This window comes from Pseudomonadota bacterium, from assembly GCA_039028935.1.
Classification (GTDB): Bacteria; Pseudomonadota; Gammaproteobacteria; order Steroidobacterales; family SZUA-146; genus SZUA-146.
In genome coordinates this window covers 1-25,091 of record JBCCHD010000034.1, presented here as the reverse complement: position 1 = coordinate 25,091, position 25,091 = coordinate 1, and the positions used below count along the sequence as shown (strand labels likewise).

The following is a 25,091-nucleotide window of genomic DNA, read 5'->3' as shown; positions in this document are numbered from 1 at the left end:
CCTTTCCGGCTGGGTCGGCGGCGCCTTGGCGCGTCCGAATCAGGCGGAAACCACGAAACCTTAAACTAAAGACAGCGGACACACTATGCCCAGCGTACGAATTCGAGAAAACGAATATTTTGATTCAGCTTTGCGTCGTTTTAAGCGCGCCTGCGAAAAGGCCGGTATTCTCACCGAGCTGCGCCGACGTGAGTACTATGAAAAGCCCACACAGGAACGCAAGCGTAAGAAAGCAGCGGCCGTAAAACGCCATGCCAAAAAAGTGGCGGGCGAGGTCGCGCGCCGTAAGCGGCTGTACTAAGTTTGTTGTCTCGCCGGCCATCCTGGCCGGCTGAACGAACAAAACAGCATAACGACCCGTTTACGATACTCTCTTCCACTGTGCGTCCCCCATGACTTTGAAAGACACTCTGATCGCTGACATGAAAGCGGCTATGAAAGCCGCGGATAAAGAGCGCCTGAGTGTTATTCGAATGACCGTATCGGCCATCAAGCAAATCGAAATCGATACGCGCAAAGACCTCGAAGACGCCGGCACACTTGCTGTCGTTGAAAAACTGGTGAAGCAGCGTCGCGAGTCCGCCAAGCAATATCGCGATGCCGATCGACCGGAATTGGCTGACAAAGAAGAAGCGGAAATCGAGTTCCTGTCGCACTACCTGCCCGAACAGCTCAGTGACGACGAGGTGGGAGCGCTCATCGACGACATCATTGCCGCGACTGGCGCGAGCGAGATGAAAGACATGGGTAAGGTGATGGGCCAGCTCAAAGCCAACGCTCAAGGCCGCGTCGACATGAGCGCTGCCGGTGCGTTGGTTCGCGCCAAATTAGGCTAATCCCGCCCTACCCGCCTCCATTCGCCCGACGCCAAGTACGCCTGCCGCGAGCGATCCGCTCTGTGTATATCGAAAACCGTGATACACGTGCAGACTCGACCCGCCTGCGCACCACTATGGTCCATCGCCGCGAATAACACGATCTCATCGACAGCCATGCCCGTGCACCGTCACTGAGACGCAAGGGCGAGACCCAGACCGGAATGGCCGGGCGGTTTAGCACCCAATGAATGTGGGGTTATTCGCCCTTGATGTGGGTTTGGAGAAACGCTTCGATGCGCTCAAGCACCGTCCGCCGAGCCGCCGTGTTGTTCATGCTGTGTCCACCGAGATCCACAGTCACAAGCTCAACGGCTTTATCTAACTTACGCAGCTTTTTCTCCATACTGGTGGCGTGGTCAATGTTGACGATCGTGTCATCCTTGGACTGGATGAGCAGCAGTGGCGCCTCGATTTGCTCCGCCAAATGGTAAGGCGAGATGACCTCCAGCTTGTCGCCTTCCAATCCGATGTCGTGCACCCACGGTCGCCCACCGGTGGACTTGTTATCGTCGGCCACAAGTCGTGGCAAATCCAACACACCATTGATACTCACCGCACAACGATAGAGCTCAGGCGTTTGGGCTAACCCCATGGCAGCCGCGTAGCCTCCATAAGACCAACCCACAATGCAAATTTTCTCGGCCTGCGCGACGCCGGTCTCGATCAACCACTTGACGCCATCGGTCACGTCATCCTGCATGCGTCCGCCCCATTGGCCTTTGCCGGCCTGACGATGCGCCGCCCCATAGCCTGCGGATCCACGAAAATTGGGTTCGAACACCGCGTAACCGCGCGACACTAAGTACTGAGACAAATAATCGAACGACTGACTGACGCGAGAGGCCGGCCCGCCATGAGGAATCACGATAGTCGGCAGATCGCGCGCTGCTTGATTCAGCGGGGTGGTCAGATAGGCCGGTACCACGTAGCCATCGCGCGCCTTGTAAGAAACCGGTTTGACGGGGCTGAGTAACTCCGGCGCCAGACCCGGCATCAGCTCACTCACCACATCCATGCTCTTGTTCGATCGATCCCAAAAGTACAGGACACCTGGATCCGTATCCGATGACACTTTAACCAGCACTTTCTGTCGATCCGCAGAAAAACTAATTAGGCTTACATGCATGCCGCCAAATGCGTTGTCCACCGTGCGCTGAAGCTTATCGACGACCGCATCAAAGTACTTCACACGCGGCCGGTGATCGACGTACCGCACGCCAACCGGTCGACCCGACACGGTATCAAGCACAACACCACTGACGTCATAACCGTCGATCGAAAAAATGTCCTCAGTAAATTCACCGGTTTCGACGTTGAGTGTTTTGATGACGTCGAAACCATCCGCATCCGGGCCGATGACATACACCATCGCTGGATTGTCCGTAAACGCAATCGGCTGCCAACCATCACCCCACCAGGACGTGGCGGTCAGATCGATCCATTGCTCTTGCGCGCCCCAATACGTGGCAACAAATCCGTCTTCATCGTAGCCGTACCCGAGCCGCACCGCATCGCTCGAATCGGCAATCCAGTCCTGAACGCCGTCCAATCCTTGCCGCACAATCGTGTAATCGCCATTGTCGATGTTGATCCGTCGAACTTCGTCTTTTAGATCGAAATTCTCGTCGAGCGAAACCAAAATATGGTCGGGTTCATCGGCCAGCCAACTGATCACGTTATCTTGAATTTGAGGGGGAATATCGTGCGGCTTATCCGATGTTGAGTCCGATTCCGCGTCGGGCTGAGCAGGCTTAACAATCCAGACCAAATCCGAGCCATCGCTTTTGATCGAGCCAAGCCGAGTTTCAACGGTCTCTTGATTGAACCGTTCCCCTGAATACGCACCAGCAAACACGAGCCGCTCATTGTTCGCCCACTTCAACCAGCGAAAATCGAGCTCACCCACCGGCGGTACGATGCGTCGTTGATCTCCGTCTGCCAGCGGCTGCATGACAATATGATCCCGTCCTTCGAGCGGATAGAAATACGCCACAAAGCGACCATCTGGTGACAACTCGGCGTTGCGCATACGGGGTAATTGCGCGAACGATTCCAACGCGAGATCACTCGGCGACGCCGATACGGTCTCATCGTTCGCGACCGTCGCGGCCGACTCGCCCCACATCAAGGCGATCATCAGACCGCGCACCAGCGTTTTCATCAATTTTCTCGTTTTTTGGTTCATCTCGCCCTATGGTAGCAGACGTCGTCGCTCTCGCCTCCGCGTGGGTTCCTGCCGCTCACACGATGTTGACCTACGGCTCAGTAGTGTCGCCAGAGCGCCGCAGAAACGACGCATCGAAGGCCGGCTAGGCGGCATCAGAGGAACCAACATGACCGAGTTTAACAATGGCGCAAACGCGCTGGTTATTGGCGCAACCGGTGGTATTGGGCGCGCGCTGGTCGACGCGCTCGCCGCGTCCGGGCAATTTGAACGCGTGTTTGCAACAGGTCGACAGCCGCCCATCTTTACACTGCCCACGGTACGCGCGCTGGCGCTCGACCTAACGGATGAGTCCTCAATCCAAACGGCGATAGAACACGCCGCGCAGCAACCCATCTCCCTCGCTATTGTCGCCACGGGCCTGCTTCATGACGGTGCGTCAATGCGTCCGGAGAAAACCTGGCGCGCCATTTCGCCCGACGCCATGGCACGCGCGTTTGCCGTCAATTGCACCGGTCCGTCACTGGTTCTTAAGCACCTGCTGCCGACTCTTTCCCGAGACGCGCGTAGCGTCGTGGCGTGTTTATCCGCGCGTGTCGGGAGCATCGGCGACAACCGCCTTGGTGGCTGGTACGCCTATCGCAGCAGCAAAGCCGCCCTCAACATGATGATCAAAAGCGCGTCGATTGAACTGGCCCGCACACATCGTGCCGCCGTGCTGCTGGGGCTTCATCCCGGTACCGTCGACACACCGCTATCGAAGCCCTTTCAGGCCAACGTGCCCGACGAGGCACTGTTTTCCCCAGAACGGGCCGCTGAGCAACTGCTCGCAGTCCTGGAGGGCTGCACCCCCGCGCAAAGTGGTTTGGTGCTCGACTGGCAGGGTAAAGCGGTACCGCCCTAACGTGCGCGATGTCACCGCTCCCCTTGTCAGGTCTGCGGCGAACGTATGCGCGCCACTGGCATGACCCACACACGCGTGACACGCTGAGATAGCGCTCAACGGCGAACGCGTTGATCGGATGGACTACGCTTCGGATTGGCAGCTTGGGCAATGATAGAGCCGGCGGCCCGCCACCACCGACTTGATAATTGTATCCCCACACACGTGGCAGAGCTGACCGTCACGAGAAAACACATAGTGACGGTATTCGCCGCGCGTCCACCCCCGGTTCTTCAGGCGTTTCGCCAGCGCCGCTTCATTTGTGATGCCACCGGTTTGATACGCCCGCTCGGTCATCAGAATGATGTTGCGCGCCAGTCGGCGACGTCCGTGGCCATCCAAATCGCCCGGTTTGCACGACGGCAACAGACCCGCACCAAACAAAATTTCTGAACGCAGATAATTACCAATTCCGGCAACAAAGTGCTGATCGAGCAGCAGGCCACCCAGCGCTCGACGCGCAAATCGAGATTCGCCGACGTAATCGCTCAGGGCTTTAAGCGTAGGTTTATCCGACAACACATCCACGCCTGCTTTGGCTAAAAACGGATGCGAGTCGAGTTGATCAGACGGCAGAACATCAATATCTGAGGCGCTGTACAACAAGGCTGAGTGCGTCGGCGTATCCAGTCGCCACCGCACAGAGCGATTGGTTTTGGGCCGTTCACCGAATGGCTTGAAAAACCAGCGACCGTAGAGTTGATTGTGGCTATAGACTGTGAGACCACAGTCAAACTCTGTGAGCAGCGCCTTGCCTTTGGTGCGCACGGCCACCACTTTCGAGGCGCCAAGTGCGCGCTCGTACTGATGCAGATCAGGCCGAGCAAACCAAACCTCATTGAGAGGCTTGCCACACACGATGGCTTGAAGACGATCGGCCACTCGGCGGATTTCTGGCCCTTCAGGCATGGTTGTTGATCCGTCTATTTTTACCCACTGGCAGTATGGTGGGCGAGAAGTGAGCGGTCAGTGAAACAGGCGATCCACACGAGGCAACCTCGCACTCGTTGTGCGTTATCGAATGACGATCACGATCGCGAGGCGCGCGCGTCGGTCTGACAGTTCCAGCAAAAATCGAATGACGGATCGTTGCGCTCGCCACATTCGTGGCACAGCCACTCGGGCGCGTGCGAATCGCTGATCGAGGTCGACACGAGCGTGCGGGCCCGATTGTAATCGGCTTGATTAAATACCCACACTTCGAGCCAAACCTCAAAGGGCGAAATCTCCCCCATCGCGCCAACGGCATACTCGTTTCTCAGCAAGGTTTTAATCCCTTCGCGCTCAAGCAAGTTTTGCACGTTGAGTACCATCATGCGATTGGCATTGGTGTAGGCCAGCTTCATGACATCATAAATGCTGTGCCGCAATCGCCTCGGCCGCACCGCGCAACGCCCGTTCGGTGCGCTCAAGATCGTCCTCTGTAAGCGATACCGACGCGTAAAACTTGGTCGGCGATTTAAGTATGCCGCGCTGTCGAAGCTCGGTGTTAAACACCGCGGCCTGCTGGGCGTTCCCACTAATCGTGTGCCGATAGTTGGTCACGGGTTGATCGGTAAAGACGATGTCAAACAGCACGGGATCACCCACTATCTGATGGGCAATACCATGCTCGTTCAAGGCGCGGGTCGCCGCATCGATGACACGCTGACCGTTGGCACGCAATCGTTCGTACATCCCCTCGCGCGACAGAATCTCCATGGTTTTTAGGCCCGCCGCCGACGCCAACGGGTTACCGCTCAGCGTACCGATTTGCAGCGTGAACCCCTTAGCACCGACTTTGGCTTTGTCAAAATGCGCCATAATGTCGGCGCGGCCCGCTACGGCCGCCAGCGGCAAGCCGCCGCCGATGATCTTGCCCAACGTGCACAAATCGGGCACCACGCCATAATGCGCTTGCGCGCCCCCATAGGCTAGGCGAAAGCCTGTGACCACCTCGTCGAAAACAAGCACGATGCCCGCACGGTCTGAGAGTGCGCGCAGCCCTGCCAAAAAGCCGGGCGCGGGCGGCACAATACGCTGTAGCGGCTCGACCAAAATACAAGCGATATCCTGACCGTGTTCCGCGACCAGACGCTCGACGTAGTCAAGATCGTTGTAAGGCGCAATGAGCATCTCACGAGCGACGGCATCCGGAATGCCAGCGCTATCCGCTTGGGCATTGGGTAAGTCGGCGGCCTCGGTCGGAAACAAACTCATCAGCGCTTCACCGGACATACCGTGATAACCGCCCTCAAATTTGAGAACTTTGTCGCGGCCGGTAAAGGCCCGTGCGAGCCGCATCGCGTACATATCGGCTTCGCCGCCACTGCTAACAAACCGCACCTGATCGGCGCACGCCATCGCATTACAAATCGCTCCTGACAGCTCAATACCCAGCGGATTACTGGTAAAGAACGTCTGTCCTCGCGCCGCTTGCTCTTGAATCACCGCGACCACTTCAGGGTGAGAATGCCCGACCAGCATCGGACCAGAGCCAATCAGAAAATCGACATACTCCGTGCCATGGATGTCCCACACGCGGCTGCCTTTGCCGTAACTGATCACGACGCCCGGATCGAAATTACCAAAACCGCCCGCGGGGAGGGTTTGATGGGCTTGGTCCAATACCTGTTCAGCTAAGGTGGGATTGATCGGCTTGCTGCTCATAATTCACTCCGCATTAACGTACATGGACGGCAAAGGGTTCGCCAAGCCAGTCCTCTGGTGGCGCAATTCCCAAACCCGGCTCAGGTGCGAGCTGGATGTGACCGCCCACCGCGCGGGCACCCTGACCCGGCAAATAATCATCGGTCAGGTGTGCGTGACTTAGCCAAGACGCCAATCGATTGGGCGCGGGCGTCGACCACGCCAAATGCATCGCGGCGGTGTCCGCTAAGACAGTGCCACCCAAATCCTCCACATGCATTTGCCAACCGACACTCACCCCAAAGTCGCGCACTTGACGCGCCTTCGTGATGCCGCCCAGCCGGTTGGGTTTGACCTTCACGCCTTGGCAGACAGCTTGTCGCCACGCGCGCAGATGATCATCAAACGTGTGTAAGCACTCATCGAGCATGATTTTTTGCGTTGTATTGTGCGCGACGCTTTCGCACTGCGTTAGCGTGTCGCAAGGTTGCTCGAACCACTCTTGTGTCGTGACGGAATTCATGACTTCAATGGCGGTTGCCGGCATCCAAGCCCGATTCACATCAAAGGTCACGTGCTCGTCGTCTTGCGTGAAGGCGTCGATCGCGTTGATGCGAGCGATATCCAGCGCGGCATCCGAGCCACCGATTTTGGCCGAGTGCGTGCGATAGCCTTGGTCACGTGCGGTTTGAATATGAGCGATCATCTCGTCGGGCGTGCCGCTAGAAATCGAGGAATTAATCTCGACGGCGTCACCATCTGCGCCACCGAGCAGCGTGTAGAGCGGTACGCCGGCGCGTTTCGCAGCGATATCCCACAACGCAATATCCAGCGGCGACTTGGCATACAGATGGCCCGGGAGCTGAACGTCCATCGCCCGATTGAGCACATCGATGCCGCGCGCATCGGCGCCAATCAATACCGGTACCAATAATTCAATCGCGGCACGCAGTCCGGGCCCAAATGCAGGAAGATACGTGTGCCCCCACGGACAACCCTCACCCCAGCCGCTCAGTCCGTCAGCGCACTCCACGCGCACGATCGTCGAATCGAGCGCCTCTACCCGCAAGCGGCCACCCGATAGAGCGTACGGATGTGTGAGCGGCAGCACTTTATGCCAAACGGTCACGCGCTCGATGATCGAATCGCGCGAACTCACGGCTCAACCACTATGTTTCCGAGGTGTTCTTTCGCCACAAACGCTTTTTGAGCCTCATGTAGCGCCTGCAGCGGGAAAGTCTTGGCCAGCAGCGGCTGCACCTCGCCGCGCTCAATGTACGACACTAGTCGCGCAAATAAGCCCGGCGGAACAATTGTGGCGCCGGTAAAGGTCAGGTCTTTTAAATAAAACGTACGTAAGTCAAATTCGACAATCGGCCCGGCGATGGCGCCAGCGCACGTGAAACGCCCGCCGCGATCCAGCGCGTCGATGAGCTGACCAAACAGCATTCCGCCCACGACGTCCGCCACCACACTGACGCTGCGCACGCCAAGCGCGTCCTCCAGGGCGTCCGCTAAATGAACGGGCGAGCGTGGCAGAATGGCCGCCGGGTTCAACGCGGCGAGCTGTTCGTGCTTGCTCTCGCCGCTCAACGCCACCACGCGCGCGCCACGACGATGCGCCAATTGAATAAGCGCCGAACCCACACCACCCGACGCACCGGTCACCAACACTGTGTCACCGTCTGCAACGTTTGCGCGTTCCAGCATGTTTTCTGCCGTGATGTACGACGTCGCGAAGGTCGCAAGTTCGGCGTGACTCAGCGCGCAATCCACCACGTGAACATGGCGCTGATCGATTTTCGTGTACTGCGCATACCCACCATCGAGTTCGCTGCCGTAGTAGCCGGTGCGATTCATATCAAGGGGGTGATCCCAATCTCTAAGCCAGGTATCAATCATGACCCGTTGGCCAAGCAGCGACGGGTTGGCACCTTCGCCCAGCGCGACGACAGTACCGGCCACGTCGGCACCTTGAATACGTGGGAACGTAATCGATGTGCCGCCCCACCCCGCATCCTCATCGTCGGCGTTATCCTGAGCGGTATCGCTCGTGTTTGAGGTAACGCCTTTTGAATACCACGCTGTGCGCGTGTTGATATCGGTATTGTTCAGCCCACAGGCGTGCACCTGAATGAGCACTTCACCGGCCATGGGCACAGGCGTTGGCACGTCGTCACGAAAAACGAGTTTGTCGTAGCCGCCGTGTCCGGTCAGCAGCATGGCCTGCATGGTGGGTGGGACGGTCTGTTGCATCGTGTTGTTATCCCTGCATGAAGGCCATTAAAAATAATCGGGTGTGGCGGCAACAGCAAGCGCTACGGGTCGTTGGCATGCCAAGCGAGCCGCTTCCGCGCTTACGCTAGCCATCCACACGGGGCAACAGGCTCTCGGCATCATACGCAGGCTTATCGAGAACACGCGCAGCGCGGCGTTCGTTCATAATCAGCACCTCAAGCTCGGTGCCAGGACGTGCCGCATCGGGTTTGACGTAGGCGAACGCGAGGCCCATACCCACCGAGTGGCCAAACACCATGGAGCTTGTCGAGCCGACCGCCTGACCATTAAGTAGTACCGCCTCGCCACCGTGTCCATCGCTCATGAGTGCAGAATCCGTGGGTGGATCGATGCCTAAATACACGCATCGCCATGGCGGATTGGCATCTGCGGCACTGCGCTCCGTCGCCGCTTTGCCAACGAACGTCGGTTTGTCGAGTTTCACAAACCGCATGACATCGGCTTCGGGCAGTGTCACCTCATTGGTGAGTTCGCCGGCCCCTTTGAATCCCTTCTCCATACGCATGACATTCATCGCGAACGAGCCGTAGTCGACCATTCCGTGTGGCACTCCAGAATCGGCTAACGCGGTGTACACCGCGCCCATCGATTCGCGCGGTCCATGCAGTTCCCAACCAAGTTCCCCCGCGTACGACAGTCTCAATGCCCAAAGCGGATGGCCCGCCACCGAAATCTCTTGTGCTGTTAGCCAGCGAAAACCCGCGTTACTCAAATCGGACGAGGTGTTATCGGCCAACACGCTTCGACTTCTCGGTCCCTGCAGCGCCAACGCCGACCAGGTGCTTGAGCGATTGATGATGTCGACGTCTGGACCGGGCTCAAAGCGATGCAGATGATCGAGCAATCGCTGTTCGAAAAACGCGGCGCAGGTGAGGTAGTAACGAGCGTCTTCGAGACGCGCAATAGTGAGCTCGAGTTCAATGCGGCCGGCGTCACTGAGAAGGTGCGTCAAAATAATACCGCCCACCTTGCTCGGCAAGCGATTCGCAATCAGCGCATCGAGAAATTTCGCCGCTTCAGGACCGGCGACTTCGACCTTGGCAAACGCGGTGATATCCATGATCCCGACGCGCTCGCGAACGCCAGCCACTTCAGCCGCCACAATGTCATGTACAGCGTTGCGCTGAAACGAATATTGGTCCACCGGTTCGGTACCCGCTGGTGCAAACCAACGCGGCCGCTCATGACCAAACACCTCTTCAAACACCGCGCCTTTGTCTTTCAACACGTCATACATCGGACTTGGTTTGATCGGCCGTCCTTCAAGGCGGTTAAAGTGAGGAAACGGAATTTCGTGTCGCAGACAGTAGTCTTCTTTGGCCTTCACAATCTGCCAGTCGGGTGTGGCGTAGTCGCCAAATCGCCGCGGATCGAACTCGCGCATCGAGATGTTGGCGGCGCCATGGACCATCCAAGCTGCCAGTTCGCGCGTGAGACCCGGCCCCCAGCCGATGCCGATCTGCGTGCCACAGCAACACCAATAATTGGGTGCACCACCGACTGGACCGATAAGTGGATTACCGTCAGGCGGATGGGAAATCGCCCCATGCACATCCTGCTTAATGCCCACTTCGGCCAAAATCGGCATCCGATCCATGGCGTTCTCCAACCACGGCATAATGCGGTCGTAGTCCGCTTCAAAAAGCTCGTTCTCAGCCTCCCACGGACAATGCGTTTCCCACACGGTGTTGGGATCGGTTTTTTCATAGATACCGATAAGGCCTGACTTTTGCTCCATGCGAATGTAGCCGGACACCAAGCGGTCGTCGCGCACTACCGGCAACTCGTGCTCCAGGTCAACAAACTGTGGAACCGTATCGGTGATTAAATAGTGATGGGTCATGGACGTCATGGGCAGCTGTAGCCCAGACCACTCACCCATCTGTCGCGCATAGGTGCCGCCAGCGTTAACGACGTGCTCGCAACGGATTGACCCGCGCTCGGTATCCACCTGCCATTCGCCATTTGCGGTACGCGTGATATTGGTGGCGCGACAACGCGTCACGATGCGCGCACCAAGTTGTCGCGCACCTTTGGCCAACGCCTGCGTCACGCCTGACGGGTCGACATGACCATCCTCAGGCGTATGCAGCGCGCCCTGAACGCCGTCGAGGTTGTAAAACGGATGCAATTGACGAATGCGCTGCGGGCCCACCATCTCCATCGGAAAACCTAATGAGCTGCCGACACTCATGGTGTGGCGCAACCAGTCCATTTCGTCGTCGGTGTAGGCCAGGCGCAGCGATCCGCAACCATGCCAGGTGACCGATTGCCCGGTTTCTTCTTCCAACAAGCCCGAGTACAAGCCGATGTTGTAATCGACACACCGACCCAGCCCATAGCTCGATGTGGAGTGGGTGATCTGCCCAGCGGCGTGCCAAGTCGAACCCGATGTGAGCGCGGCTTTCTCCAGCAACACGATGTCTGTCCAGCCGGCGTGTGCCAAATGGTAGGCAAGCCCACACCCCATAATGCCGCCACCCACAATCACGACGCGTGCCTGCGATGGCACCGACTTACCGTTGTGTTCACTCACCCGCGAAAACTCCTGCCGCTACGCTTGCTGCCACCTGGACACGCTAATAGAACATTTGTACCATTGTCAACGAATAATAAAACATTTGTACTTTTACGGGACAGTCACAAGGCAGCCATTCACGACGATGACCACCGCCACGCTCGACGATACGCTCAGAGAACTCTTTGTGCAGCTTCCGGAAATGACCCCCGAGCTTCACAAAGCAGCGGTGTATGCCCTTGAAAATCCTAATGATGTTGGCGTGAGCTCCATTCGCGAATTAGCGGGCCTGGCGGCCGTCAAACCCAACACTTTAGTGCGTTTATCTCGGGCGTGCGGCTACAGCGGCTACGATGAGTTTCGCGCCCCGTTTCGTGAGGAGCTTCGACGCGGAGGCTTAAGTTTCCCCGACCGCGCCCGTTGGTTGCAGTCGCTTGCGCAAAACAGTCGTCTTGACGGTCTCTACGCCGCGATGGCCGATTCCGCTATGCATAACCTACAGCGCACGTTCGCGGCAACTGGCGCGCCGGATATTAAGGTCGCCGCCGACGCGATCATCGGTGCCCGCCATACCTTTGTGCTCGGCGTGGGCATCAACCACACGCTAGCCCGCCAGTTTGCCTATCTTGCCGACATGGCCCTCGACAACGTGCACGCCATCCCACGCGCCGGACAGCTCGCGACCGACGACATTGCGCGCGCGGGGCCAGAAGACGTGTTGCTCGTGATGACATTCAAACCCTACCGAGCGGAAGTTCTCAGCGCGGTTAAATTAGCGCGCGCCCGCGGTGTCCAAGTCATCGGTATTTCAGACAGTCCGGCGTCGCCTGTGGTCATGGGTAGCCCCATACGCTTTGTGGTACAAACGCAAACACCGCAGTTTTTTACATCGACGCTCGCCACAAGTGCGTTATTGGAAACGCTCATGGCGTTTGTCATCGCCGAAGCTGACCCCGACGTCGTTGACAAGATCGAACAGTTCCACGCCCGCCGCACTGAGCTTGGCGTTTACGTGGATGATGAGGACGCATGAACCATTCGCCCACCGAACCACGCAAAGCACTGGCGGCCCGGTACTACACCGATCCGGATGTGTACGCGCTGGAAAAAAATACGGTGCTGGCCTCCACCTGGCAGTTTGCCGCACACGAGAGCGAATTAACCAAGCCGGGCGACTATGTGAGCTTTACGGTGGCCGGCCAAGCGCTGTTTTGCGTTCGCGGTAAAGATAACCAGATCAATACGTTCTACAACGTGTGCCAGCATCGCGCCCACGAGCTGGTCAACGGCAATGGCAACGCCCGTCTGCTTGTGTGCCCGTATCACGCCTGGACATACGAACTGAGCGGTGAACTTCGCGCCGGTCCCAACATTAACGTGACCCCGGGCTTTGACAAAAGCCAGATCTGTTTGACGTCTGTTCGCACCGAGATCTTTTTGGGCTTTGTGTTTGTGAATCTCGATGAGAATGCGCGCCCGATGGATGAGTGGTTTCCTGGTGTGCGGGACGAGCTCAGTGCGTATGTGCCGCATCTTGACCAACTCAAACTCCAGCAATGGGTCAGTGTCGCGGAAGACTGCAACTGGAAAGTGTCGATCGAAAACTACTCGGAGTGTTACCACTGCGAACGCAATCACCCGACCTTTTCCAAGGGGGTGGTCAAGCCATCAACCTACGACATCCAGCCGCAAGGTCATTGCCTGCGCCACACGACCGAATGCCAAAACCTCGACAGCATGACCTACCCGATCGATCTGGACGGCCACGCAAAAGCCGGCAACTACTCTTCATGGTTCTTATGGCCCATGTTTTCGTTTCAGGTGTACCCCGGAAACGTGCTCAACACCTACCACTGGCGCGACCTGGGCGAAGCCCGCGTTGACGTGATTCGCGGATGGTATGAAGGTGGCCACATCGATCCCGACGTGGCTCGACAATTGGCCATTCAGGACCGCGACACGACCGTGGCCGAAGACATACGTCTTGTTGAATCCGTGCAGCGCGGCCTCAATAGCCGCGGCTATCGGCCGGGGCCGCTCGTGCTCGATCCCGCCGGCGGCGTGCGCTCTGAACATTCCATTCGCGCGTTGCATGATTGGTATCAACAAGGGCTGCCGGCCGACAGCTAGTTCGACGGATCGTCCGGCCACTATCCACCGCTATCACAGTCCGGCTGGACGCGCGCCGTCGGCGTCAATTTTCTCAGTCTGTCGCCGGCACGGAGACATAGTGGCGTACTGCCATTCGGAACGATTCTCTATCCGTTCAACAGACGAGCACGACGCCGTCTGCAAAAAAAGAAAAAAACTCAAACACCTTTGCCGCGGTGTCACACCGTCAGCACCACACGACTCACCACTATGCGCATAAAAAAAGCCGCGGCCTCGTAGGCCGCGGCCGCAGGTTGCGTAACTGGTTCCGTCAGGTGCCGATATTGCTATCGAGGAATCGTTCTACCGACTCCAAAATAATGGCTCGCGCGGGCTCGTTGTTCATGCTGTGCCCGCCGTGATCGACGGTAATGTACGTATGGGTTTTACCCAGCTTATCGAGACGCTTGGCCATACTCGAACCTTGCTCTTTATGCACGCGCGCGTCATCTTTGGCCTGGATAATCAGCATGGGTATGGTGATTTTCTCAGCCTGATGTAAAGGCGAAATATCCTTAAGGCTCGCCCCCTCCAGCGATATCGCTTCCGACCAGGCTTTACCACCGACGTATTTGCGACCGTCGTTCACCTGACGCGGAATATCCAACACGCCGTTTATGCTCGCGGCACAGCGAAATAGGTCCGGTGTTTTCACCGCGCCCATTGCGGCGGAATACCCACCATACGACCAGCCCACGATGCATATACGTTCGGGATCGGCAATCCCGCTACTGACAATCCACTTCGCGGCATCGGTGACATCATCCTGCATAAGACCGCCCCACTGCTTCGCACCGGCATTCTCGTGCGCGGCTCCGTATCCGGTCGAACCACGAAAATTGGGCTGAAGCACTGCATAACCCCGTGAGGCCAGAAACTGTGAGAGAAACCAAAAACTCTGATCATCTCGCGCACTCGGCCCACCGTGCGGCATAATCACAGTAGGCAGATTTTTATCGCCCTTGCCTTTCGGTAACGTCAAATAACCAGGAATGTCATAGCCATCGCGAGCGGCATAGCTTATCGGCTTAACCGAACTCAAGAGCTCTGGCAGCAGCCCGGGCATCATCTCCGACAGCACATCCATGCTCTTGTTTTCACGATCCCACATGTACATCACACCCGGATCATTGTCGCTTGAGACTTTGATGAGCAGTTGCTTTCGATCAGCCGAATGACTGACCTGCTGCACATTCATGCCGGCAAACGCTTTTTCAGCCGAACGCTGCAGCTTATCGAGTTCAGCGTCAAAGTACTTTGTTTGCGGAAAGTGCGACGTGTAGCGCACGCCCACAATACCCCCGGTATAGCCTTCGCTTAATAGATAGTCGGCATCGTATTGATCGTGGCTAAAGACCGGTTCTAGTACGTCTCCAGAGGAAATATTAATTTTAGAGTAAATGGCACGACCCTGGTCGTAGCCACTGGCGATAACCACCTCGGGATCGTCGGTAAACGCGCCGGGACGCCATCCTCGGTCCCACCAATCGGTGCGCACCGCACTTTTCCAGTCGCCATCTTGATTCAAGTAAATCACTTTGAATTCGGACTGGTCATAACCCCAACCTAAACGCACGACGTGGTCAGCGTCGGATTTCCAGTTCTGAACGCCCTCGAAGCCACCACGCACAATTTTGTAATCGCCGTTATTGACATTGACTTTGCGCACTTCCCAGCGCGCATCAAAATCCTCATCCAGCGCCACCAAAATATGGTCGGGATCACTCGGCAACCAGTCGATCACGTCGTCTTGCAGCTGTGGTGCCACGCTCTCGGCGGTTCGCGATAACCGAGACCCGGCTGTGGACTTCGGTGCCGCGGGTTTGATGATCCATTTCACATCCGTGCCATCGCGCTTGATCGACGCCAGTCGTGTTTCAACCGTCTCGACGTTTGAACGACGATCAAAATAATTGGCCACGAACACCAATCGCTCATCGTTCGCCCAGCGCAACCAATCAAACTCGAGCTCACCGGGCGGCGGAATGACTTTTCGCTGATCCGCATTGAACACGGGCTGAATCACGATGTGATTGCGTCCGTCGATGGGATACATAAACGCGATGTGCGTACCATCCGGCGAGAGCTCAACATCTTGCATCAGCGGAAGCTGAGCAAAGGCTTTGAGCGGTAGCTCAGCGGGTGACGACGGCCCTTCCCCCCAAGAAGGCACCGTCATTAACAGACTCAGCGCCAGTATGAGTGGCGCGTAAAGATATGTCGTTTCATTCGTTATTGTCTTCATGTTCTATTCTGCCCTCCATTATTTTTCTGTCGTGAGTCTAGCAGCAACACGGCAAGCGCAAAACGCTGCACTGCGACGCCCAACAGCCAGGCGCTGGGTCGTCGGGACTCATGTCGGCCAAAATATCTTGTGATAGTGAGCCTATCGGTATGGTGGCTATGCGCTGGACCGTGTGTCGACGCGCATTGCAAATCGCGTATAGTGTCGTCCACTCTTCGTAGACGCACACTGAGGATCACATTATGAGCAAGCAGTCATTGGACACCCTTTTTGACACCGGTCTCACGAAACGCAAAGCCACACTGGGTGCGGAGTATGTGGAAAACAACCTCGCCGCGGCCGACGACTTTACGCGACCCTTTCAGGAAGCCATGACCGCTTGGTGTTGGGGATTCGGATGGGGCGATGACGCCATCGATGAGAAGACCCGATCCATGATGAATCTCGCCATGATCGGCGCGCTAGGCAAAATGCACGAGTGGGAAATTCACTGTCGCGGCGCGCTGACCAATGGCGTCACGCCCGAACAGATTCGCGCGATCATCCACGTGGTGGGTATCTATGCGGGTGTACCTGCCGCACTGGAGTGCTTTCGCGTGGCACGCAAAGTGCTCGAGGAAAACGGCTTGCTTTGACCGTATCGCTGCGCACGTCAACGCGTGAGCAACGCCTGATACTTCAGCAAGTGCATTTTCCAGCCGCGTCCCAACATGTAGTCGATCACGAGCTTACCCTTACCGCCGGCGGGTAGATCGCAGTCGTCAATGAGCACAAAGGACCCGTCGTGAAGACGGGATTCAATCGCTTTGAATTCTTTGAGGTGGTGCTCTTGGCTCGCCTGCTGAATCGACGTGTCATGCCGGTGGTAGTCGTAGCTGTCGAGATACAGAAAATCGACCGGCTCATCGAACGCTTCGAGAAACGCGACCGAGTCAGAGGTATGCAGCTTGACACAATCAGTGAGATGCAGGCTATCGAGCGTGGTCTTAGCGGTGGCGATCGCGCCGCCGTCAATATCCACCGTATGAAGTCGCGCATCGTGCGCTTTCGCCCACAGCGCAAAAACGATGGTCGAGGCACCGTCACCCTTGGTTTTTTCCAGACCGTTGCGCGCAACGCCGGTTTCGACCAGCACACTGCAGCGACGCTCGGTCAGGAGCCGCAGCGTTTCACGCAGGGTTACTCCGCGTTTGCCAAAGTTGTATTTGCGTGGCAGCAGAGGACTTAAGTGACTGTAGCGCAAGCCCTTGCGGATGATCGCGGCAGCGGCCAAAGCCAGCAGCGATAGGATCACCATTCTCATGCGTCGCACTCCGTCTCAAAAATGGGCACCACCCTATCAGGGAATCTCGCGTCGGTCACCGCCACCCGATCAAATGTTTTATAGTCTGCCTGTGTTCCAGCCACTGTCCTCGCTAATCCATGGGTAAAATTCCTCAACACTTTATCGACGGCCTCATGGCCCGCGTCGACATTGTCGAGGTGATCGGCCAGCGCGTGCCGCTCAAAAAAGCGGGGCGAGAATTTAAGGCGTGCTGCCCGTTTCACGACGAAAAAACCCCTTCTTTTCACGTGGTACCTCACAAGCAGTTCTATCACTGCTTCGGCTGCGGGGCACACGGCACGGCGCTCGGTTTCTTAATGGACTACGAGCAGCTGAGTTTCGTCGAGGCCGTCGAGGACCTGGCCGGCCAACTGGGCATGGACGTGCCCCGCGAGCAGGGGCGTCGCGCCCCGAGTCAGCCCGAATTTGACCTGTATGGCCTCATGGACCAAGCCAGCGATTTTTTTCAGCGTGAGCTGCGAGACGCACCCGTCGCCATCGACTATCTAAAACGTCGTGGCTTATCCGGCAAAATCGCCAAGCGCTTTGCCGTCGGTTTTGCGCCAAAAGGCTGGGATGGACTGCTCAGGCACTTCGACCACATCGACAACCAGCACCTGGAGACCGCGGGGCTGATCATTGAGCGAGAGGAAAGCGGCGGCCACTACGATCGCTTCCGCAATCGCGTCATGTTTCCCATTCGAGATCCGCGCGGACGCACCATCGCCTTCGGTGGTCGGGTCATCGAAGACGAGAATCCAAAATACCTCAACTCACCCGAAACGCCGGTGTTTCAAAAAGGACGCGAACTCTACGGTCTATACGAAGCACGCCAGGCACGATTTGATTTGAGCACGGTGCTCATGGTGGAAGGGTATATGGATGTCGTGGCGCTGCACGAGGCCGGCATCGGCAACGTTGTGGCGACATTGGGCACGGCCTGCACGCGCGATCATCTGGTGAAACTGTTTCGCATTTCACAAGAAGTGGTGTTTTGCTTTGATGGCGACAATGCGGGCCGCAAGGCGGCATGGCGCGCGTTAGAGACATGCTTGCCAGAAGTGCGCGACGGTCGCACGCTGTCATTTTTGTTTTTGCCCGACGGTCATGATCCGGACAGTCTGGTCAAAGAGGAAGGCCGCGAGGCGTTTGAACGCCGCGTGCATCAGGCTACGCCACTATCCGAGTTTTTAATCAACCATTTAAGCGCCGACATCGACATGAGCCATCTCGACGGGCGCGCACGCTTTGCTGAGGCGGCCAAACCGCTCATCCAGCGGGTGCCCAACGGCATTTATCGGGACATGCTCATCGACAGCGTGGCCCGCGCTGCGTCCGTCTCCGCTCGTACCCTCACACAACATATTCCACAACAGGCGGCATCGCCCTCCTCGGCCAGGCGTCCCACGCCGCCCAAACCCGAGGCGCCGGGCAAGCTGAGCGGCTACCGCAAGTGGGTGCACGCCGCGATCGAACGAATCGTGCACTTCCCGCAGATTGCCGCCCGCTTAGAATGGCCGTCCAAACTCGAGGATCTACCCATACCCGGTATTCCCTTACTGATCGAGGTACTCGAGGAACTTCAGGAGTCCGACATTCATAATTCGGCCATGCTCGTGGAACGATGGCGGGACAGAGAGTCCAAGCATTATGAGTACCTGATGCGAATCGCGTCGAAGCGCTCAGAACTGGAGGCAACAGAAGAGACTGGCATAGAAATTGCAGAAACTTTTGACCGACTCGTGCAAACCTACGAAGCCGAAATTCGACGTGACGAATTGCAACAGCTGTTGTACACCGGCTCAATAACTAGTGAACAAAATCAGGAGCTTACACAGCTAAACCGGTTTTTAGCCCGGGCTTGAAAAATGCTTATTTTGTAGCCATTTATAAGCTGTTCCTATATCATGGCCGGCTTGGCTGAAGCACGGCTACGGCCCATGGCAGATTGAGGTAGAGCACACTCCATGCAACCAGAACAAACTAATGTGACGACTGACAAACAGTCGCAAATCAAACAGCTCATTGCCAACGGCAAGGAGCAAGGGTACCTGACCTACGGGCAGATCAACGATCACCTCCCCAACGACATAGTCGACCCGGAGCAGATTGAAGAAATCGTAAACATGATTAATGACATGGGCATTACCGTTTACGAAAAAGCCCCCGACGCCGACTCCATCGTGCTGTCTGACACCGCCGTCAACACCGACGACGATGCCGCTGTGGAAGCCGCAGCCGCGCTCGCAACGGCCGATAGCGAGTTTGGTCGTACGACGGATCCAGTTCGCATGTACATGCGCGAAATGGGCACCGTGGAGCTGCTCACACGCGAAGGCGAAATCGAGATCGCAAAGCGGATAGAGGACGGCCTCAATCAGGTGCGTCGCGCGATGGGTCGTTTTCCATCCAGCATCGATTTCCTACTCAACGCCTATCAAGAAACCGTGGATGGCGAAGGTCGACTGGCCGACATCATGACGGGCTTTTTGGATCCGCACGCACCTGATGAGCCGATTCCACCCGGCGGCGTGCAAAACGATGATGACGATGAGCCCGATACCGGCCCCGATCCGGCCGAGGTCAAGCGCCGCTTTGGAAAAATCAAGCGGCTGCACAACAAGATTCTGACCAACATCGAAAATGGCGAAGGCTCAGACCCCAAAACCGAAAAACTACGTGATCAGGTAGTCGACGAGCTCATGCACCTGAAACTGGCGCCGAAATGTTCGGATGCGCTGGCTGAGAAAGTGCGTTACGCGATCGACGAGATTCGCACCCATGAGCGTCAGGTCATGCGCTACTGCGTACAGCAGGCCGGCATGCCGCGCCGTGATTTCATCAGCAGCTTCCCGGCGAACGAAACCAACCTTGAGTGGATCGACAAACACATTCGCGCGAAGCGTAAGCACTCGTCGATTTTGTCCAAGCTCAAAACCGACATCCTGCGAGCACAGCGTAAGCTGGTGCTGATTCAGGAAGTGTCGCGCATGTCGATCAACGAGATCAAAGAGATCAACCGACAAATGTCGATTGGTAAGGCCAAAGCCCGTCGCGCCAAGAAGGAAATGGTGGAGGCGAACTTACGTCTGGTGATTTCGATTGCGAAAAAGTACACCAACCGCGGTTTGCAGTTTCTGGATCTCATTCAGGAAGGCAACATCGGCTTGATGAAAGCGGTCGATAAATTCGAATATCGTCGAGGCTATAAGTTCTCCACGTACGCAACGTGGTGGATCCGACAAGCCATCACGCGCTCGATCGCCGACCAGGCCCGCACGATCCGCATTCCGGTGCACATGATCGAAACGATCAATAAGCTCAACCGCATCTCGCGACAAATGCTCCAAGAAATGGGCCGCGAGCCCACACCCGAAGAGCTATCAGAGCGCATGGAAATGCCGGAAGACAAGGTGCGCAAGGTACTCAAGATCGCCAAAGAGCCCATCTCGATGGAGACACCGATTGGCGACGACGAAGATTCGCACCTCGGCGATTTCATTGAGGACACCGGCGCTGACAGCCCCATTATGTCGGCCACGTCCGAAGGGCTCAAAGAAACCACGCACGACGTGCTCGCCGGTCTTACCCCGCGCGAGGCCAAAGTGCTGCGCATGCGCTTCGGCATCGACATGAATACCGACCACACACTTGAAGAAGTGGGCAAGCAGTTCGATGTGACACGGGAACGTATTCGTCAGATTGAAGCAAAAGCGCTGCGCAAACTACGCCACCCAAGTCGTTCGGATCAGCTTCGCAGTTTCTTGCTTGAGGATTGATGGCAGCCCGCGAAGGAAACTGACTGCACGCCCACGGCGAGCCAATCTATCGGCGGCTCCCGGCGGCGACCCAGACAAAAAACGGAGGCTTCGGCTTCCGTTTTTTTTGCTCGACGCTAGCGCTGTTCGGTGGCGGCCAGAATATGGCCAAGCTGGGTCAGCGAATTAATCACAAAGTCAGGCCGAACATCCGACTCCGCTAACCATGGCCGGCCAAAGCGATTAACCCACACAGTCGGAATGGCGAGCTGGGCCGCCCCCTGCACGTCGCTATACAGATCATCCCCAATATGAAGCATCTCATCGGGGGCGAGCGTGTGCGCCGCAAGCGCTGTCTCAAACATTATCGGCTCCGGTTTAGCCGCGCCGACCTTAATGGCGTTGAGGTACGTGTCGAAGGTGTCTTTGAGCGGCGTGCGCGCCACGCTCGCATTGCCATTGGTGAGTGCAAGAAACACATAGCGCGACGCAAACTCGTCGAAGAATGGCACAACATCATCAAATAGCTCGATCGTGTTGCGCGCGTAGCAAAACGCTTCGAATGCACCGTCTACGCCCTCGCGCGTGTAGCCTGCGTCCTCGAGCACTCGACCAATGCATTCCTTGCGCAAAAAGCTCAAATCATGATGACGATCGGGATAGTCGGCTAACACCGCTTCGCGCAAGCTGAGTACGCTTTGCGTGGCAAAAAAGGAGGCGGTGTCGGGGTAATGGTCGAGCAACCAATCGCGCGACGCTTTCTCCGCTTGATGAATGATGGGCATGATGGCCCACAGCGTGTCGTCCAAATCAAAACTTAGCGCTTTGATCCTCGACAGATCGACTCGATTGCTCATCGAAGGGTCCGCATCGCTGTACGCTTACGCATCGAAAGACTACTCGGCAACGTATTCGCGGTAGAGCGGTTTCCACATCGCCGCTTCGACAAATGCCTCGATATTGTCGCCTGGCTGCGCACCCACGTTTTGTTCAACGGCCTCGCGAATCACGGCACAAGCAACCTGATGGCTCACCGCTCGAAGTCGCTCAACTCGCGGAAACAAGAGCCCTTGGTCGAGTTCGTCATCGGTCAGCGCCTGCGCTAAGGCATCGGCCGCCGCTGAGATCATCTCATCGGTTATCGACGTCGCGCCGCACAGCAGCGCGCCGAGCCCGACACCGGGAAAAATAAACGCATTGTTACCCTGTCCAACTTTGTACGTTCGGTCATTAAACGTCACGTCGGCAAACGGGCTTCCGGTGGCCACCAGCGCTCGACCATCGGTCCAATCGTACACGTCACGCGGCCGGGCTTCCGACAGATCATTGGGGTTCGAAAACGGCAAAATCACCGGGCGCTCCGTGTGGCTCGCCATGGTGGTGATCACGTCCTGCGTAAAAGCACCGGACTGACCAGATGAGCCAATGAGAACGGTCGGCCGGAAGTTCTGAACGACGCTCAATAGATCGCGATTGGATGGGTCCGAAAGGCCGTAGCGTGCGGCGATCTCTTCGGACCAGGCCATTTCCTTTTTGTATTCATCACGAAGCGGCGCGTCACTCACAATCAACCCACGACTGTCGAGCACCGCCACGGCAGCGGACTGCGCGTCGGCGTCGAGTCCCGCCTTCGCCAGGCCATTTTTGATTTGACGTGCGATGCCCAATCCCGCTGCGCCAGCGCCCAAAATGACGATGCGTTGCGCTGCGAGCGATTGCCCACTCACACGCAGCGCCGATTGGATACCGGCGAGCGCCACAGCGCCTGTGCCTTGAATATCATCATTAAAGGACGCGATGCGGTGGGTGTAACGATCGAGAATAGCCAGCGCGTTGTCTTTGCGAAAATCCTCCCACTGCAGCATGACATTGGGAAAGACCTCGTTCACCGCGTCGACAAACTCCTCAACGAGCGACTCGTATTCCTCGCCGCGCAGCCGCCGGTGACGCCACCCAAGATAGAGCGGATCATCGAGCAAGGAAGCGTTTTCGGTGCCCACATCCAGACTCACAGGCAGAGTCGTTGAAGGGTGTATGCCCGCCGCTGCGCAATAGAGCGCCAGCTTGCCCACAGAAATCGCCATGCCGCCGGCACCTTGGTCGCCAATACCCAATATGGACTCGTTATCCGTGACCACCATGAGTTTTACCTGGCGACCATGGGTGGCATTTTTCAACACCTCTCTAATGCGGCCACGGTGTTTTGGTGTAATCCAAACGCCACGCGCTCGGCGAAACACGTGGCTATACCGCTTCGTGGCTTGTCCGACAGTGGGCGTATAAATAATCGGCAGTAGCTCTTCGAGATAGGCGCACAGCACCGTATAAAAGAGATGCTCGTTGCGGTCCTGCAGCGCGGTAATCGATTCGTACTTGGCCAGGTCGTTGGGCAATTGCGACAGGCGTCGATATATGCGCTCGCGCTGCGTGTCCTGATCGTGAATCTCAAACGGCAACAAGCCCTCCAGCCCGAGCGCCTTGCGCTCTTTCCCGCTAAAGCCGGTGCCTTTATTCAGCAATGGATCGCGAATAACCTCGTATCCGCGCTTGGTCACGCGAATGGGTGTCATATCGGATGAAAACTTGACCGGCTCGCTCATGCGGGCTCCTGAAAACATGGCCGCTTAAAGAGAAGTGAGACTCTACGAGTCTGACGTTCAGACATCAAGGGATAACCGTTTCCCCTCACGCAACAAGCGCTCGATAATCGCCATCCTTCGACAATCCACCTAAGGGCCTGTCGCACGCTCGCTTTCAGTCGCCACGATTCTCTTTTACACTTTCGACGAGATGAGTCGCTTTATTTCTCAATTATCATTCGATGCGCAGCATCTCTCGTCACGCGGATGGCCGCTCTCTCAAGACCGGGCGCTTCACCGCCACTCGCGATCATCGGCCGCATCATGACGTCGCAACATGCCCAAACGCTCGCCGACTTTTTGAGCGATCCTACCCCGCTGCTGGTGCTGACAGGCGCGGGCATCAGCACCGCGTCCGGCATACCCGAATACCGCGATGCCGACGGCAACTGGAAGCACGCTAAGCCAGTGCAATATCGTGAATTCATGGACAGCGACTTTATCTACCGCCGATACTGGGCGCGTAGCTCGGTTGGTTGGCGCACGATGGGCAGCGCCGACCCCAACGCAGCCCACCAAGCGCTCGCCGAACTCGAGGCCCGCGCACGATTGCACACACTGATTACACAGAATGTCGACGGCCTTCACGAACGCGCCGGCTCCCAGCGCCTAATCAACTTACACGGACGCCTGGGCACCGTATCGTGCCAATCCTGCGGCAATCGCCATGATCGCGATACGCTACAAGCGGTTATCCGCGACAACAATCAGCAGTGGTTGGCGCAACACGAGGCGCGTCGCGCCTACAACCTGGCCAACCGCAAACCCGATGGTGACGTCGAACTGCGCGATGATGCCTATGCTGGATTCAACCCTCCATGGTGCGAACGATGCGGCGGCCGGCTCAAACCCGACGTGGTGTTCTTTGGCGAGACCATCCCCGCCGACACGGTGCGCAACACGCAGGCGGCGCAGGCCGCCACCCGCCGCCTGCTCGTGATCGGGTCATCATTGATTGTCTTCTCTGGGTTTCGCATTGCCCGTGACTTCCACCAGCGCGGCCTGCCGGTCGTGATCATCAACCAGGGCATGACGCGGGCCGATGACCTGGCCACCCTTAAATTTGCTGACGATGCCAACACGTTGCTGCCGGCCGCGGTGGCGCGCATGCCCAAGCCACAAGACGCATAGCGGTTTTCGCGCGCGCCCGCTATACTTGCCGTCCGCACAAAGGGCCTGTAGCTCAGTTGGTTAGAGCAGGGGACTCATAATCCCTTGGTCGTAGGTTCAAGTCCTACAGGGCCCACCAATTTTTTCGAACCGTTCGATTCGGCTGAATACAAAACGACGCGAACAACGCCGAAATGACAAAGACGCGCGATGAAATTCATCGTTCACCCGCTCAGGACATGTCCAAGAGCGCGTTGCTCAGCAAGCCAATATCTGTTTTAGGTAATAGGTGAACGCTTGATTCAATCAGCGAACTTGTGTCGGCATTTTATGCTCCGCAATGGGAGCAACTTCGGAGTGCGACCTAACAGAGCCTTCGAGTGGACGGGTAACAATTCGCGAGGACTTGGACACTAGGCTTCATTAGGGTCAGCG

Annotated in this window: 20 protein-coding genes and 1 tRNA gene; 10 read left to right on the top strand and 11 right to left on the bottom strand. The window is 57.1% G+C overall.

The window, feature by feature from the left end; genetic code table 11:
* Positions 1 to 85: 85 nt before the first annotated feature.
* On the top strand, positions 86 to 301 hold the full coding sequence (gene rpsU, locus AAF465_13985) for a 30S ribosomal protein S21 (protein MEM7083834.1): 216 nt from the start codon (positions 86 to 88) through the stop codon (positions 299 to 301).
* Positions 302 to 392: 91 nt separating this feature from the next.
* Complete coding sequence (locus AAF465_13980; protein ID MEM7083833.1) at positions 393 to 836, top strand: GatB/YqeY domain-containing protein; 444 nt, start codon at positions 393 to 395, stop codon at positions 834 to 836.
* A 238-nt stretch (positions 837 to 1,074) separates the two neighbouring features.
* Here the strand turns inward: AAF465_13980 and AAF465_13975 are convergent, their stop codons facing one another.
* Complete coding sequence (locus AAF465_13975) at positions 1,075 to 3,039, bottom strand: S9 family peptidase (GenBank protein MEM7083832.1); 1,965 nt, start codon at positions 3,037 to 3,039, stop codon at positions 1,075 to 1,077.
* A gap of 172 nt (positions 3,040 to 3,211) precedes the next feature.
* Here AAF465_13975 and AAF465_13970 point away from each other — a divergent pair, with 172 nt between their 5' ends.
* Positions 3,212 to 3,946 carry an SDR family NAD(P)-dependent oxidoreductase gene (locus AAF465_13970; GenBank protein MEM7083831.1) on the top strand — a complete coding sequence of 245 codons (735 nt, stop codon included), beginning with the start codon at positions 3,212 to 3,214 and terminating at the stop codon, positions 3,944 to 3,946.
* A 123-nt stretch (positions 3,947 to 4,069) separates the two neighbouring features.
* Here AAF465_13970 and nei read toward each other — a convergent pair whose 3' ends face one another.
* The 6 genes from nei to AAF465_13940 all read right to left on the bottom strand — a co-directional run bounded on the left by nei (position 4,070) and on the right by AAF465_13940 (position 11,447).
* Positions 4,070 to 4,894 (bottom strand): endonuclease VIII, encoded by an 825-nt coding sequence (gene nei, locus AAF465_13965; protein ID MEM7083830.1) that lies wholly within the window; start codon positions 4,892 to 4,894, stop codon positions 4,070 to 4,072.
* Positions 4,895 to 5,013: 119 nt separating this feature from the next.
* Entirely contained in the window at positions 5,014 to 5,331 is a 318-nt protein-coding gene (locus AAF465_13960; protein MEM7083829.1) for a DUF2007 domain-containing protein, read from the bottom strand.
* A gap of 4 nt (positions 5,332 to 5,335) precedes the next feature.
* Complete coding sequence (locus tag AAF465_13955) at positions 5,336 to 6,634, bottom strand: aminotransferase class III-fold pyridoxal phosphate-dependent enzyme (protein ID MEM7083828.1); 1,299 nt, start codon at positions 6,632 to 6,634, stop codon at positions 5,336 to 5,338.
* Positions 6,635 to 6,647: 13 nt separating this feature from the next.
* Entirely contained in the window at positions 6,648 to 7,772 is a 1,125-nt protein-coding gene (locus tag AAF465_13950; protein MEM7083827.1) for a mandelate racemase/muconate lactonizing enzyme family protein, read from the bottom strand.
* Positions 7,769 to 8,869, bottom strand: a complete 1,101-nt coding sequence (locus tag AAF465_13945; protein MEM7083826.1) for an alcohol dehydrogenase family protein — start codon at positions 8,867 to 8,869, stop codon at positions 7,769 to 7,771. The genes AAF465_13950 and AAF465_13945 overlap by 4 nt, the downstream gene beginning before the upstream one ends.
* A 106-nt stretch (positions 8,870 to 8,975) precedes the next feature.
* Positions 8,976 to 11,447, bottom strand: coding sequence for an FAD-dependent oxidoreductase (locus AAF465_13940; GenBank protein ID MEM7083825.1), 2,472 nt, complete (start codon positions 11,445 to 11,447; stop codon positions 8,976 to 8,978).
* 127 nt (positions 11,448 to 11,574) lie between these two features.
* Here AAF465_13940 and AAF465_13935 point away from each other — a divergent pair, with 127 nt between their 5' ends.
* Together AAF465_13935 and AAF465_13930 are read left to right on the top strand one after the other, a co-directional pair.
* Complete coding sequence (locus tag AAF465_13935; GenBank protein MEM7083824.1) at positions 11,575 to 12,462, top strand: MurR/RpiR family transcriptional regulator; 888 nt, start codon at positions 11,575 to 11,577, stop codon at positions 12,460 to 12,462.
* Positions 12,459 to 13,559 (top strand): aromatic ring-hydroxylating dioxygenase subunit alpha, encoded by a 1,101-nt coding sequence (locus AAF465_13930; protein ID MEM7083823.1) that lies wholly within the window; start codon positions 12,459 to 12,461, stop codon positions 13,557 to 13,559. Before AAF465_13935 ends, AAF465_13930 begins: the two co-directional genes overlap by 4 nt.
* Before the next feature lie 292 nt (positions 13,560 to 13,851).
* Here the strand turns inward: AAF465_13930 and AAF465_13925 are convergent, their stop codons facing one another.
* Entirely contained in the window at positions 13,852 to 15,825 is a 1,974-nt protein-coding gene (locus AAF465_13925) for a S9 family peptidase (GenBank protein MEM7083822.1), read from the bottom strand.
* 242 nt (positions 15,826 to 16,067) lie between these two features.
* On the opposite strand from AAF465_13925, the gene AAF465_13920 reads away from it, so the two are divergent.
* A complete protein-coding gene (locus tag AAF465_13920) occupies positions 16,068 to 16,460 on the top strand; it encodes a carboxymuconolactone decarboxylase family protein (protein ID MEM7083821.1) in 393 nt (130 codons plus the stop codon).
* A 17-nt stretch (positions 16,461 to 16,477) separates the two neighbouring features.
* Here the strand turns inward: AAF465_13920 and AAF465_13915 are convergent, their stop codons facing one another.
* Positions 16,478 to 17,128, bottom strand: coding sequence for a class I SAM-dependent methyltransferase (locus tag AAF465_13915; GenBank protein MEM7083820.1), 651 nt, complete (start codon positions 17,126 to 17,128; stop codon positions 16,478 to 16,480).
* Between the two features lie 119 nt (positions 17,129 to 17,247).
* Between AAF465_13915 and dnaG the strand changes: the two genes are divergently transcribed.
* Positions 17,248 to 19,014, top strand: a complete 1,767-nt coding sequence (gene dnaG / locus AAF465_13910) for a DNA primase (GenBank protein MEM7083819.1) — start codon at positions 17,248 to 17,250, stop codon at positions 19,012 to 19,014.
* Positions 19,015 to 19,116: 102 nt separating this feature from the next.
* Positions 19,117 to 20,928: an RNA polymerase sigma factor RpoD gene (rpoD, locus tag AAF465_13905; GenBank protein MEM7083818.1), complete on the top strand. Its 1,812-nt coding sequence runs from the start codon at positions 19,117 to 19,119 to the stop codon at positions 20,926 to 20,928.
* 116 nt (positions 20,929 to 21,044) lie between these two features.
* Here the strand turns inward: rpoD and AAF465_13900 are convergent, their stop codons facing one another.
* Both AAF465_13900 and AAF465_13895 read right to left on the bottom strand, forming a co-directional pair.
* Positions 21,045 to 21,764 carry an HAD-IA family hydrolase gene (locus AAF465_13900; GenBank protein MEM7083817.1) on the bottom strand — a complete coding sequence of 240 codons (720 nt, stop codon included), beginning with the start codon at positions 21,762 to 21,764 and terminating at the stop codon, positions 21,045 to 21,047.
* A gap of 39 nt (positions 21,765 to 21,803) precedes the next feature.
* The gene (locus AAF465_13895) at positions 21,804 to 23,507 is read right to left on the bottom strand and encodes an NAD-dependent malic enzyme (protein ID MEM7083816.1); all 1,704 of its coding nucleotides are present in this window, start codon (positions 23,505 to 23,507) and stop codon (positions 21,804 to 21,806) included.
* A 303-nt stretch (positions 23,508 to 23,810) separates the two neighbouring features.
* On the opposite strand from AAF465_13895, the gene AAF465_13890 reads away from it, so the two are divergent.
* Together AAF465_13890 and AAF465_13885 are read left to right on the top strand one after the other, a co-directional pair.
* Positions 23,811 to 24,677, top strand: coding sequence for an NAD-dependent protein deacetylase (locus AAF465_13890; GenBank protein MEM7083815.1), 867 nt, complete (start codon positions 23,811 to 23,813; stop codon positions 24,675 to 24,677).
* Between the two features lie 41 nt (positions 24,678 to 24,718).
* Positions 24,719 to 24,795: transfer RNA gene (locus AAF465_13885), tRNA-Ile, on the top strand.
* Positions 24,796 to 25,091: the final 296 nt, after the last annotated feature.